Annotated in this window: 13 protein-coding genes; 9 read left to right on the forward strand and 4 right to left on the reverse strand. The window is 72.7% G+C overall.

From position 1 onward, the window contains the following. The first annotated feature begins 56 nt into the window (after positions 1-56). Together ACFVGY_RS29560 and ACFVGY_RS29565 are read left to right on the forward strand one after the other, a co-directional pair. Positions 57-629 (forward strand): GNAT family N-acetyltransferase, encoded by a 573-nt coding sequence (locus ACFVGY_RS29560; RefSeq protein ID WP_385682827.1) that lies wholly within the window; start codon positions 57-59, stop codon positions 627-629. A 42-nt stretch (positions 630-671) separates the two neighbouring features. After that, a complete protein-coding gene (locus ACFVGY_RS29565; RefSeq protein WP_385682830.1) occupies positions 672-2387 on the forward strand; it encodes a proline--tRNA ligase in 1716 nt (571 codons plus the stop codon). Positions 2388-2465: 78 nt separating this feature from the next. On the opposite strand, the gene ACFVGY_RS29570 is transcribed toward ACFVGY_RS29565, so the two are convergent. The 4 genes from ACFVGY_RS29570 to ACFVGY_RS29585 are packed head-to-tail and all read right to left on the reverse strand — an operon-like array spanning position 2466 to position 5366. Then, positions 2466-3524, reverse strand: coding sequence for a slipin family protein (locus ACFVGY_RS29570; protein WP_385682833.1), 1059 nt, complete (start codon positions 3522-3524; stop codon positions 2466-2468). 42 nt (positions 3525-3566) lie between these two features. Beyond that, a complete protein-coding gene (locus ACFVGY_RS29575) occupies positions 3567-4469 on the reverse strand; it encodes an aminoglycoside phosphotransferase family protein (protein ID WP_385682836.1) in 903 nt (300 codons plus the stop codon). Between the two features lie 43 nt (positions 4470-4512). Next, a complete protein-coding gene (locus ACFVGY_RS29580) occupies positions 4513-4953 on the reverse strand; it encodes a ferritin-like domain-containing protein (protein WP_385682839.1) in 441 nt (146 codons plus the stop codon). Beyond that, the gene (locus ACFVGY_RS29585) at positions 4950-5366 is read right to left on the reverse strand and encodes a hypothetical protein (RefSeq protein ID WP_385682842.1); all 417 of its coding nucleotides are present in this window, start codon (positions 5364-5366) and stop codon (positions 4950-4952) included. Before ACFVGY_RS29585 ends, ACFVGY_RS29580 begins: the two co-directional genes overlap by 4 nt. Before the next feature lie 298 nt (positions 5367-5664). On the opposite strand from ACFVGY_RS29585, the gene rimP reads away from it, so the two are divergent. The 7 genes from rimP to truB all read left to right on the forward strand — a co-directional run bounded on the left by rimP (position 5665) and on the right by truB (position 12633). Next, the gene (gene rimP, locus ACFVGY_RS29590; RefSeq protein ID WP_385682845.1) at positions 5665-6177 is read left to right on the forward strand and encodes a ribosome maturation factor RimP; all 513 of its coding nucleotides are present in this window, start codon (positions 5665-5667) and stop codon (positions 6175-6177) included. Between the two features lie 2 nt (positions 6178-6179). Next, positions 6180-7178 carry a transcription termination factor NusA gene (nusA, locus tag ACFVGY_RS29595; protein WP_385682848.1) on the forward strand — a complete coding sequence of 333 codons (999 nt, stop codon included), beginning with the start codon at positions 6180-6182 and terminating at the stop codon, positions 7176-7178. A 131-nt stretch (positions 7179-7309) separates the two neighbouring features. Beyond that, positions 7310-7597 (forward strand): YlxR family protein, encoded by a 288-nt coding sequence (locus ACFVGY_RS29600; RefSeq protein WP_385682851.1) that lies wholly within the window; start codon positions 7310-7312, stop codon positions 7595-7597. 148 nt (positions 7598-7745) lie between these two features. Further along, positions 7746-10808: a translation initiation factor IF-2 gene (gene infB / locus ACFVGY_RS29605; RefSeq protein WP_385682854.1), complete on the forward strand. Its 3063-nt coding sequence runs from the start codon at positions 7746-7748 to the stop codon at positions 10806-10808. 153 nt (positions 10809-10961) lie between these two features. Further along, positions 10962-11255, forward strand: a complete 294-nt coding sequence (locus tag ACFVGY_RS29610) for a DUF503 domain-containing protein (protein ID WP_054223643.1) — start codon at positions 10962-10964, stop codon at positions 11253-11255. Between the two features lie 26 nt (positions 11256-11281). Further along, a complete protein-coding gene (rbfA, locus tag ACFVGY_RS29615) occupies positions 11282-11728 on the forward strand; it encodes a 30S ribosome-binding factor RbfA (protein ID WP_385682858.1) in 447 nt (148 codons plus the stop codon). Continuing rightward, positions 11725-12633: a tRNA pseudouridine(55) synthase TruB gene (gene truB / locus ACFVGY_RS29620; protein ID WP_385682861.1), complete on the forward strand. Its 909-nt coding sequence runs from the start codon at positions 11725-11727 to the stop codon at positions 12631-12633. The genes rbfA and truB overlap by 4 nt, the downstream gene beginning before the upstream one ends. The last annotated feature ends 182 nt before the right edge of the window (positions 12634-12815 follow it).

The following is a 12815-nucleotide window of genomic DNA, read 5'->3' on the forward strand; positions in this document are numbered from 1 at the left end:
CCCTGGCACCCGCCCGGGCATACCGGCGGGCCGGGACCGCCGAGTAAGGTCACCGCATGCTGCCTACCCCCGAGGGCGACGTCCCCGCCCGGCCCGCAGGACTGAGCATCGGCCCCCTCGACCTCGCCGCGCGCGTCGACGAGGCCCTGCGCGTGCAGGCCGTGGCCTTCGGGCTCAGCGAGGAGGAGGTCGGCATCCGGCGCTACATCGTCCAGCGCCACATGACCTGCCGCGGAGCCCGGGCCCTCGGCGCGTTCACCGACGACGGCGCCCTGGCCGGATTCGTCTACGGGATGCCGAACGACCGCGCCTACTGGTGGTCCTCGATCGTCGAGCCCTACCTGCGGGCCGAGGGCCACGACGGCTGGCTCGACGACTCCTTCGTCATCACCGAGCTGCACGTCCACCCCGGCTTCCAGGGCCGCGGCGTCGGCCGCTCCCTCATCACCCGGATCACCGACACCGCCGCGGAGCCCCGCTCGATCCTCTCCGCCATCGACGCCGAGAGCCCGGCCCGCCGGCTCTACCGGGCCCTCGGCTACACCGACCTCGCCCGCCAGGTGCACTTCCCGAGCGCGAGCCTGCCGTACGCCGTCATGGGCGCCCCGCTGCCGCTGCCCAGGCCCTGAATTCGTTTCGGCGCCTGCGCAACCCCCCGGTAGCCTCCCGACATGGCAAAGCAACCCGTGCAGCGCATGTCCCGCCTCATGGCCAGGACCCTCCGCGAGGACCCGGCCGACGCCGAGACCCTCAGCCACCGCCTCCTCGTCCGCGCCGGCTACGTCCGCCGCAGCTCGGCCGGGGTGTGGACCTGGCTGCCGCTCGGCAAGCGGGTCCTGGACAACGTCTCGCGCATCGTCCGCGAGGAGATGGACGCGATCGGCGCCCAGGAGGTGCTGCTCCCGGCGCTGCTGCCGAAGGAGCCGTACGAGGTCAGCGGGCGCTGGACGGAGTACGGCGACCTGCTGTTCCGGCTCAGGGACCGCAAGGGCGCGGAGTACCTGCTCGGCCCCACGCACGAGGAGATCTTCACCCTCGTCGTGAAGGACCAGTGCACGTCCTACAAGGACCTGCCGGTGATGCTCTACCAGATCCAGACCAAGTACCGCGACGAGGCCCGGCCCCGCTCCGGCGTGCTGCGCGGCCGCGAGTTCCAGATGAAGGACTCGTACTCGTTCGACGTCAGCGACGAGGGCCTGGCCGAGTCCTACGCCCTCCACCGGGCCGCGTACCAGCGGATCTTCACCCGCCTCGGCCTGGACCACCGGATCGTCTCGGCGGTCTCGGGCGCGATGGGCGGCTCCGCGTCGGAGGAGTTCCTGGCCCCCGCGGCGGCCGGTGAGGACACCTTCGTGGACTGCCCCGCCTGCGACTACGCGGCCAACACCGAGGCGGTCACCTTCGCCCCGGACCCGGCGGCTGCGGACGCGGCCGCCGGGCACCTCGCCCTGGAGGAGATCCCCACCCCCGACACCCCGACGATCGAGACCCTCGCCGCCCACCTCGGCGTCCCCGCGGCGGCCACGTTGAAGAACCTCCTGGTGAAGGTGGACGGCGAGATCACGGCCGTCGGCGTGCCCGGGGACCGGGAGGTCGACCTCGGCAAGCTGGGCGAGCACCTCGCCCCGGCGGTGGTGGAGCTGGTGACCGCGGAGGACTTCGTCGACCGCCCCGACCTGGTGCGCGGCTACGTGGGCCCGCAGGGCCTCGGCAAGGTCCCCTACATCGCCGACCCCCGTGTCGCACCCGGCACTTCATGGGTGACGGGCGCCAACAAGCCCGACACGCACGCCCGGAACGTGGTCTGCGGCCGCGACTTCGAGGTGGACCGGTACCTCGACGTGGTCGTCGTGGAGCCCGGCGACCCCTGCCCGCAGTGCGGGGCCGGACTGCGGCTCGACCGCGCCATCGAGGTCGGCCACATCTTCCAGCTCGGCCGCAAGTACGCGGACGCCTTCGGGCTGGACGTGCTCGGCCGCGAGGGCAAGCCGGTGCGGGTCACGATGGGCAGCTACGGCATCGGCGTCTCGCGGGCCGTGGCGGCGCTGGCCGAGCAGACCGCCGACGGGCGCGGCCTGGCCTGGCCGGCGGAGGTGGCCCCCGCGGACGTCCACGTCGTGGCGGCGGGCAAGGCCGCCCAGCTGGCGCTCGCGGAGTCGGCGGCTTCGGCGCTGGCGGAGTCCGGGCTGCGGGTCCTGCTGGACGACCGGGCGGGCCTCTCGCCGGGCGTGAAGCTCACCGACGCGGAACTGATCGGGGTGCCGTGGATCCTGGTGGCGGGCCGCCGGTCCGCCGAGTCCGTGGTTGAGCTCCAGGACCGCGCTACCGGCGCCCGCGAAGAACTCCCGCTGGACGAGGCCCTGGACCGCCTCCGCGGAGGCCGCTGAGCCGTCCGGCCCCCTCGGCCGGCTGCCGGGCGCCCGCCGTGCCGCGGGCCCGCCCGTGCCCCGGCGGCCGTCGGGACCTCAGACGGGTCCGGCCGCCGGGTGCCCGGCCGCCGGGTCGGTCTCGGCCGGGAACAGCGGTTCGACATCGTCTCCCGTCGCGACTGCGGGCGGCGTCCCGGCCTGCACCGCGAGCGGGTCCGGCGCGGCGCTGTACTCGACGACGGCTTCGTACCCGGCCCCGGCGCCGGCCTCCGCGCCGGTCCCGGATTCCGTGCCGGTCCCGGATTCTGTGCCGGTCCCGGATTCCGTGCCGGCGCCGGCCGCCGGCGGGCGGGGCCCGGCGGTCGTCCGGGGCTCGGCCTCGCCGTCGGGCGGCGTCGGCGCCGCGCGCTCCAGGAACCGCAGCAGCTCCACCGGGAACGGCAGCACCAGCGTGGAGTTCTTCTCCGCAGCCACCGCCACCACCGTCTGGAGCAGCCGCAGCTGGAGCGCCGCCGGCTGGTCCGACATCACCGCCGCCGCCTCGGCCAGCTTCTTCGACGCCTGGAGCTCCGCATCCGCGTTGATCACCCGGGCCCGGCGCTCGCGGTCGGCCTCCGCCTGCCGCGCCATCGACCGCTTCATCGTCTCCGGCAGCGAGACGTCCTTGATCTCGACCCGGTCGATCTGCACGCCCCACCCCACGGCCGGGCTGTCGATCATCAGTTCCAGGCCCTGGTTCAGCATCTCCCGGTTCGACAGCAGGTCGTCCAGGTCGGACTTCCCGATGATCGAGCGCAGCGAGGTCTGCGCCATCTGCGACACCGCGAAGCGGTAGTCCTCCACCTCGATCATCGCGCTCGCCGGGTCCACGACCTTGAAGTACACGACCGCGTCGACCCGCACCGTGACGTTGTCCCGGGTGATGCCCTCCTGCGCGGGCACCGGCATCGTCACGATCTGCATGTTCACCTTGTACAGCCGGTCGACGAACGGCACGACCATGGTGAACCCCGGGGGCCGGATGCCCTCCCGCAGCCGGCCGAAGCGCAGGACCACACCCCGCTCGTACTGCCTCACGACCCGAGCGGCGGCACCCGCGTACACCACGATCGCCAGCCCCGCCGCGACACCCGCTGCAAGCAGTTCCTGGACCATGACGGCCTCCTGCCGGGCATACGTTCGTACCTACGGTATGCCCTACAGCCAGGCGGCAAACTCCAGCAGCAGCTCCGCGTCCCGGCGGCGCCCGGCGGCCAGGGCTCGGTGGCCCGACTCCACCGCCCGGAACAGCGTCCAGCCCCGCAGCCGTTCCCGGTCCACCTCCAGGCCGTCGGCCAGCTTGTTCACCCGGCGGCGGGCGCCCGCCGCCCCCGCCGAGGACGCGACCAGGTCCTCCAGCCGGTCCCGGACCAGCCGGGCCAGGTCGTACGCCCGCTCGCCGATCAGCGGGTCCGGCCCCACCGTCAGCCACGGCGCCCGGTCGCCCGCCAGCACCTTGCCCTGCCGGAAGTTCCCGTGGAGGAGCAGCTCCTCGCCGGGCACCGCGGTCAGCTCCGCACGTGCCTCCAGCGCCGCCGATGCCAGGGCCGCGGCCTCCGGCGGAGCCTTGCGCAGCTCCTCCGCCTGCCCTGCGGTGCGCTCCGCGACCGTCTCGAAGGCGTGCCCGGTCGGCGGCTTCACCCACAGCCGGCGCAGTGTGCCGCAGGCCTCCAGCAGGGCCTTCGCCTCCGGCAGGGAGCGCAGGGACACCTCCGGGTGCAGCCGCTCCAGCAGCAGCGCCCCGTCCTCGGCGCTCTGGCGGGTGTCGAGGATCCGTACGGCCCCGAACCCGCCCCAGTGCGCCAGCGCGGCCAGCTCCAGGTCGGGCCGGGCCTGCGGGGGAGCGAGCTTCAGCGCGGCCGGGGTGCCGTCGGCGTACCGGACCAGGACGACCAGGCTGCTCCGGCCGCCGGGGGCCTGGACCCGCACAGCCTCTACCGCACGCCGGGCCAAGGCCGCCTCGGTGAGCCGGGGCAACCGCTCCAGCCAGTCCGCGTTCCCGTCCGGATCCGGCGTCTCGCCGAGCGCCCGTACAAGCCGCTGCGGCGGTTCGAAAGCCATGCGTGCGTGATCCCTTTCAGCTTGACCGGGCCCGTGCGCCTGATCAGCGCTTTTCCGTGAGCCCAGGGAAGGCTACGCCGACACCGCGCCAGCGTGCCGCGCGCACGGCCGCGGCGCTCAGCGCGTCGGCCGCCTCGCGGCGCAGCCGGCCGTCCGCGGCCCGCACCAGATCGGAGTACGCACCCGCCACCCGGTCCTCGATCTCGGCGGCCAGCCGCTCGGCATCGGCCGGGGTGCGGACCTCGTACGGCAGGACGTACGCCGGTTCCGCGGCCCGGGGCGCACCGCCGAGGTCGCGCACGGCGCGTGCCAGCGCGTCCCGGCGCGCGACGTGGGCGCCGTGCGCTTCGCGGGCCTCGTTCGCGCGGGGGGACGCGGCGCGGGCGCCGATCACCCCGTAGCCGTAGACGGCCGCGTGCTCGGCGGCGAGGGCGGACTGCGCGGCCTCCAGGGCCCGGTTGGCGGGGGAGGGCGAAGGCTTCACGGCGTGGCTCCCGGGGTCGAGGTCAGCAGGTGGGCGTGTACGGCGCCGCAGGCGGCCACCGAGGCGAGCAGCCGGGCCAGCTCCCCGGGCGCCCCGCCCAGGGCGACGGTCCGGGCCTCGGCCAGGCTCCGCTCGGCGTCCGCCAGGGCGGTCAGCGCGTCCTCGGCCTTCGGCGGCACCGGCTCGGCGCTCGCGGCGGGCGTGCCGGACGGCGCCGGGGCGGCGGACCCCTCGGCGGATCCGGCCCCGGGGGTGCGCGCGGCGGTGGGGGGGAGCGGGGCCAGCGCCGCCGCGTGCGCCGCGACCGCGGAGCGCAGCGGAGCCAGCCGCGCGGCCAGGGCCGGGTGGGCGGCGGAGGTGGCGTCGTAACGTTCCAGCAGTCGCTCGCTCTCTCGAACGGCCGATTCGCGCATACGCCGTTCGAGTGAAACGCCGGTGGTGGCGCCCGGTTCTACGGACCCGCCGGAACACCCGGTGAGCAGCACCGCGCCGGCCGCGCCGGCGGCACCGGCGAGCAGGCGCCTTCGCGAAGGCCTCGTAGGCAGGGTCCAGGGCACGGCGACGTCCTCGGGGGTGGTGCGGGCAGGGTGTGATCACGGTACCCGGGGCCGTCTCCGCCCGGCGGACGGCAACACCCTCCGCGACCGGATACCCTTTGATCTGACACGCGACGTACACCACAACAGCACACGCGGCCGAGGAGTCACCCGGATGAGCACCACCCAGAGCGACAGGCTGCGCGGATTGCTGGAGCCGCTCGTCGCCGCCAAGGGACTGGATCTCGAGGACATCGAGCTGTCCAGGGCAGGAAAGCGCCGGATGCTGCGCATCATCGTGGACTCCGACGAGGGCGTGGAACTGGACGCGTGTGCGGAGCTGAGCCGCGAGGTCTCCGACAAGCTCGACGAGACCGACGCGATGGGTGAGGGCGAGTACGTCCTCGAGGTGAGCTCCCCGGGCGCAGACCGCCCGCTGACCGAGCAGCGCCACTACGTACGGGCCGTCGGCCGCCTGGTGAAGTTCCAGCTGTCCGCCGAGAGCGAGAAGGGTGCCGGGGAACTGGTCGCCCGCATCCTCGGCGTCGACGACGAGGGCCTGGACCTCGAAGTTCCGGGCGTGAAGGGCCGCAAGGCGACCGCCCGCCGCATCGCGTTCACGGACGTCGCCAAGGCGCGTGTCGAGATCGAGTTCAACCGCAAGGACAAGAAGGAAGAGGAGGCGTAGCCGTGGACATCGACATGAGTGCCCTGCGGGGTCTGGTCCGGGAGAAGGAGATCTCCTTCGACCTGCTCGTCGAGGCGATCGAGTCGGCCCTCCTCATCGCGTACCACCGCACCGAGGGCAGCTTCCGCCGGGCGCGCGTGGAGCTGGACCGCACCAATGGGCACGTCGTCGTCTGGGCGACGGAGGACCCGCGGGACCTGGAGGAGGGGCAGGAGCCCAAGGAGTTCGACGACACGCCGTCGGACTTCGGGCGGATCGCCGCGACCACCGCCAAGCAGGTGATCCTGCAGCGTCTGCGCGACGCGGAGGACGACCTGACCTTCGGCGAGTTCGCCGGCCGCGAGGGCGACATCATGACCGGCGTCGTCCAGCAGGGCAAGGACCCCAAGAACGTCCTGGTCGACATCGGCAAGCTGGAGGCCATCCTGCCCGTGCAGGAGCAGGTCCCCGGCGAGGACTACCAGCACGGCCTCCGCCTCAAGGCGTACGTCGTCCGGGTGGCAAAGGGCGTCCGCGGCCCGTCCGTGACCCTGTCGCGCACCCACCCGAACCTCGTCAAGAAGCTCTTCTCGCTGGAGGTCCCGGAGATCGCGGACGGCAGCGTGGAGATCGCGGCGATCGCCCGCGAGGCCGGTCACCGCACCAAGATCGCCGTACGGTCCACCCGTTCGGGCCTCAACCCGAAGGGTGCCTGCATCGGCCCGATGGGCGCCCGTGTGCGCAATGTCATGGCCGAGCTGCACGGCGAGAAGATCGACATCGTCGACTGGTCCGACGACCCGGCGGAGATGGTCGCGAACGCCCTGTCACCCGCGCGGGTGAGCAAGGTCGAGGTCGTCGACTGGGACTCCCGCTCGGCCCGGGTGACCGTACCCGACTACCAGCTGTCGCTGGCCATCGGCAAGGAGGGCCAGAACGCCCGCCTCGCCGCGCGCCTGACCGGCTGGCGCATCGACATCCGCCCGGACACCGAGCACAGCTCGGGTCAGGACGGGGAATAAAACCGGTACCGGGCGGCGCTGTCGCCCGGTACACAGGTTCAAGACAAGAGATCAAGACAGCAGATCGCGACAACGTCCGTTCGATTTTTCGCCCGAAGGGGTGAGGTCGGTACGGGGAGGTAGACTGAGGCGTGTCTGGCCGGACGCAAGCCCGCGCATGCCCCGAACGCACCTGTGTGGGGTGCCGGGAGCGAGCGGCCAAGAGCGAACTGCTGCGCATCGTGGCGATCGGGGACGAATGCGTCCCCGATCCGCGCGGTACGCTGCCCGGTCGGGGTGCCTATGTGCACCCTGCCGAGGTCTGTCTCGACAAGGCGGTCCGCCGCAGAGCGTTCCCCCGGGCCCTCCGGTCCCCGGGAGCACTCGACACGGCCGGGCTGAGCAGAGCAGTGGCCGCACAGGCCGCGGCGACACCGTAAGAAGCGCAACGGCACGGATACCCCGTGCGGTCAGGTACCTCGCGAGTTGGAAGTAGGTCGAGATTGCGATGAGCACTCGATGAGTACGCGATGAGTACGCCCATGAAGTAGCAACGGTCCGGCGCAACCCGGACCTAAAAGGAGCGAAGTGGCTAAGGTCCGGGTATACGAACTCGCCAAGGAGTTCGGTGTGGAGAGCAAGGTCGTCATGGCCAAGCTCCAGGAACTCGGTGAGTTTGTCCGTTCGGCGTCCTCGACGATCGAGGCGCCGGTTGTGCGCAAGTTGACTGACGCACTGCAGGGGCCCGGCGGCAGCGCCGGCAAGTCCGCTGCGAAGCCGGGTGCGCCGCGTAAGGCCGCCCCCGCCAAGCCCGGGGTTCCCACCCCGGGTGCCATTGCACGTCCCGCCGCCCCCAAGCCCGGCGCACCGGCCCCCAAGCCGGCCGCTGCCGAGGCTCCGGCGGCTCCTGCCCCGGTGACCCCGGCCACGCCCGGCCCGCGTCCCGGCCCGAAGGCTCCGGCCGCCCCGAAGCCCGCTCCGGCGGCGCCCGTGGCGACCGAGTTCACCGCGCCGCCGGCCGCTCCGGCGCGCCCGGCCGCGACCCCCGGCCCGCGTCCGACGCAGCAGCGTCCCGCGGCTCCCGGTCAGGGCGCGCGTTCCGGCGCCCCGCGTCCGGGCGGCTCGACCCCGGGTGCCCAGGCCCCGCGTCCCGGTGGCCAGGCCCCGCGTCCGGGTGCCCGTCCGGCGGGTCCCCGTCCGGGCAACAACCCGTTCACCTCCGGCGGCTCCACCGGCATGGCGCGCCCGCAGGCGCCCCGTCCGGGCGGTGCCCCGCGCCCCGGCGCCCCCGGTGCCGGCGGCCCCGGCGGTGCCCCGCGTCCGCAGGCCGGTCCCGGTGCCCCGCGTCCGCAGGCCCCCGGTGGCCCGCGTCCGACCCCGGGCGGCATGCCCCGTCCGCAGGGCGGCCCGCGTCCGGCTCCGGGCGGTAACCGTCCGAACCCGGGCATGATGCCGCAGCGTCCCGCTGCCGGCGGTCCCGGCCCGCGTCCCGGCGGCGGCCCCGGCCGTCCCGGTGCAGGCGGTCCGCGTCCGGGCGGCGCCGGTCGTCCCGGCGGCGGCGGCTTCGCCGGCCGTCCGGCCGGTCCGGGCTCCCGTCCGGCCGGCGGCGGCTTCGGCGGCCCGCGTCCCGGTGGTGGCGGCGGCTTCGGCGGCGGCCCCGGCGGTGGCGGCGGTCGTCCCGGTGGCTTCGGTGGTCGTCCCGGCGGCCCGGGTGCCCGTGGCGGCACGCAGGGTGCCTTCGGCCGTCCCGGCGGTCCGGCCCGTCGCGGTCGCAAGTCGAAGCGGCAGCGGCGCCAGGAGTACGAGGCCATGCAGGCCCCGTCCGTCGGCGGCGTGATGCTGCCCCGCGGCAACGGCGAGACCGTTCGCCTGTCGCGCGGTGCGTCCCTCACCGACTTCGCGGAGAAGATCAACGCCAACCCGGCGTCGCTGGTCGCGGTCATGATGAACCTCGGCGAGATGGTCACTGCCACGCAGTCCGTCTCCGACGAGACCCTCCAGCTCCTCGCGGGCGAGATGAACTACGAGGTTCAGATCGTCAGCCCGGAGGAGGAGGACCGCGAGCTGCTCGAGTCCTTCGACATCGAGTTCGGCGAGGACGAGGGCGGCGAGGAATACCTCATGCCGCGTCCGCCGGTCGTGACCGTCATGGGTCACGTCGACCACGGTAAGACCCGACTCCTCGACGCGATCCGCAAGACCAACGTGGTCGCGGGCGAGGCCGGTGGCATCACCCAGCACATCGGTGCCTACCAGGTCGCGGCCAACGTCAACGACGAGGACCGTCGGATCACCTTCATCGACACCCCGGGTCACGAGGCGTTCACCGCCATGCGTGCCCGCGGTGCGAAGTCGACCGACATCGCGATCCTCGTGGTGGCGGCCAACGACGGTGTCATGCCGCAGACGATCGAGGCCCTGAACCACGCCAAGGCGGCCGACGTGCCGATCGTGGTCGCGGTCAACAAGATCGACGTCGAGGGTGCGGACCCGACCAAGGTGCGCGGTCAGCTGACCGAGTACGGCCTGGTGGCCGAGGAGTACGGCGGCGACACGATGTTCGTCGACATCTCCGCCAAGCAGGGTCTGAACATCGACAAGCTGCTGGAGGCCGTGGTCCTGACCGCGGACGCCGCCCTCGACCTGCGTGCCAACCCGGAGCAGGACGCCCAGGGTATTGCGATCGAGTCCCACCTCGACCGCGGCCGCGGTGCCGTCGCGACCGTCCTCGTCCAGCGCGGTACCCTCCGCGTCGGCGACACGATGGTCGTGGGCGACGCGTACGGCCGTGTCCGCGCGATGCTCGACGACAAGGGCAACAACGTCGACGTGGCCGGTCCGTCCACCCCCGTCCTGGTCCTGGGTCTCACCAACGTCCCGGGCGCCGGCGACAACTTCCTCGTCGTCGACGAGGACCGTACGGCCCGCCAGATCGCCGAGAAGCGTGCTGCGCGCGAGCGCAACGCCGCCTTCGCCAAGCGCACCCGTCGCGTGTCCATCGAGGACCTCGACTCCGTGCTCAAGGCCGGCGAGATCCAGCAGCTCAACCTCATCATCAAGGGTGACGCCTCCGGTGCCGTCGAAGCCCTGGAGTCCTCGCTGCTCCAGCTCGACGTCAGCGAAGAGGTCGACATCCGGGTCCTGCACCGCGGCGTCGGTGAGGTCACGGAGTCGGACATCAACCTGGCGATGGGCTCCGACGCGATCGTCATCGGCTACAACGTCCGCGCGGCCGGCCGTGCGACGCAGATGGCCGAGCGCGAGGGCGTCGAGGTCCGCTACTACTCGGTGATCTACCAGGCCATCGAGGAGATCGAGGCGGCCCTGAAGGGTCTGCTCAAGCCGGAGTTCGAAGAGGTCGAGCTGGGTACGGCGGAGATCCGCGAGGTCTTCCGCTCGTCCAAGCTGGGCAACATCGCCGGTGTCCTGGTCCGGTCGGGCGAGGTCAAGCGCAACACCAAGGCGCGCCTCATCCGCGACGGCAAGGTCGTCGCCGAGAACCTCACCATCTCGGGTCTGCGTCGCTTCAAGGACGACGTCACCGAGATCCGCGAGGGCTTCGAGGGCGGTATCAACCTCGGCAACTACAACGACATCAAGATCGACGACGTCATCGCGACGTACGAGATGCGCGAGAAGCCCCGCGTGTAAGCGCGAGGCGGTTCGTACCGTGTCGTGACCGGGGCCGGTCGGCGGATTATTTCCGTCGATCGGCCCCGGCCGTTGCGTGTACGGTTCTGGTGACCCTGTCGCGCGTCGGCCGGCAGGCCACCGAACCCGGACCGGCGGGATATCCGGAACTGCATGTACGTGGGGACTCTGTCCTTCGACCTGCTCCTCGGCGACGTCCACTCGCTGAAGGAGAAACGCTCCGTCGTCCGGCCCATCGTCGCCGAGCTCCAACGCAAGTTCTCCGTGAGCGCGGCAGAGGTGGGCGACCAGGATCTGCACCGCAGGGCCCGCATCGGCGTCGCCTTGGTGAGCGGGGACACGGGGTACCTCTCGGACGTACTGGACCGCTGCGAGCGGCTGGTCGCGGCACGTCCGGAAGTGGAGCTGCTGTCGGTGCGCCGACGGCTCCACGGTGATGAAGACTGAATGCAAGGAAAGAAGGAGACGGACCAGTGGCCGACAATGCGCGGGCGAAGAAGCTGGCGGACCTCATCCGGGAGGTGGTTGCCCAGAAGCTGCAGCGAGGCGTCAAGGACCCGCGCCTCGGTACGCACGTGACGATCACGGACACCCGGGTCACGGGTGACCTGCGGGAGGCCACGGTCTTCTACACGGTGTACGGCGACGACGAGGACCGGGCCAGCGCGGCCGCCGGCCTGGAGAGCGCCAAGGGCGTGCTGCGGTCCGCGGTCGGTCGGGCGGCGGGCACCAAGTTCACCCCGACCCTCACCTTCGTGGCGGACGCTCTCCCGGACAACGCCCGGACGATCGAGGACCTCCTCGACAAGGCACGGACCTCCGACGCCGCGGTGCGCGAGGCCTCCTCGGGCGCCGAGTACGCCGGCGGGGCCGACCCGTACAAGAAGCCCGGCGACGACGAGGACGCAGCCGCCGAATGAGCACCAACGCAGGGAAGACGCCGGACGGCCTGGTCATCGTCGACAAGCCGTCCGGCTTCACTTCGCACGACGTGGTCGCCAAGATGCGCGGGATCGCCAGGACCCGCCGCGTCGGCCACGCGGGCACGCTCGACCCGATGGCGACGGGCGTGCTCGTCCTGGGCGTGGAGAAGGCCACCAAGCTCCTCGGCCACCTCGCGCTCACGGAGAAGGAGTACCTCGGCACGATCCGCCTCGGCCAGAACACCCTGACCGACGACGCGGAAGGTGAGATCACCTCCTGCGTCGACGCCTCCGGGATCACCCGCGAGGCCGTCGACGCGGGCGTCGCCAAGCTGACCGGCGAGATCATGCAGGTCCCGTCCAAGGTCAGCGCCATCAAGATCAAGGGCGTGCGTTCGTATAAGCGCGCCCGGGACGGCGAGGACTTCGAGATCCCGGCCCGGCCGGTGACGATCTCCTCGTTCCAGGTCTACGACATGCGCGAGGCCGAGGCCGAGGACGGCACCAAGGTTGTCGACCTCGTCGTCTCCGTCGTCTGTTCCAGCGGCACGTACATCCGCGCCCTGGCCCGCGACCTCGGCGCCGACCTCGGCGTCGGCGGCCACCTGACCGCGCTGCGGCGCACCCGGGTGGGCCCGTACAAGCTCGACCGGGCGCGCACCCTGGACCAGCTCCAGGAGGAGCTGACCGTCATGCCGATCGGCGAGGCGGCGGCCGCGGCGTTCCCCCGCTGGGACCTGGACGCCCGGCGGGCCTCCCTGCTCGCCAACGGCGTGCGGATCGAGATGCCGGAGATGTACGAGGCCGGCCGGACCGTCGCGGTCTTCGGGCCGCAGGGGCAGCTGCTCGGGCTCGTGGAGAGCAAGGGCGGCAAGGCGAAGTCGCTGGCGGTCTTCGCCTGATCCGCCGATCTGCTGATGATCAGGTGGTCCGCTGATCAGGCGGCCGCTGGTCCGCTGGTCCGCTGGTCCGCTGCGACGTGGGGGGGGGTGGGGGCCCGGGGCGCGGCGGCGAGGAGCGGGTGTAGCCGTTCGGCCTCGATCGCACCGGACCGGCGCAGTTCCAGGTCGGGTCGCGTCCAGGT

It is taken from the genome of Streptomyces sp. NPDC127106 (assembly GCF_042677605.1).
In the GTDB taxonomy this organism is placed as follows: domain Bacteria; phylum Actinomycetota; class Actinomycetes; order Streptomycetales; family Streptomycetaceae; genus Streptomyces.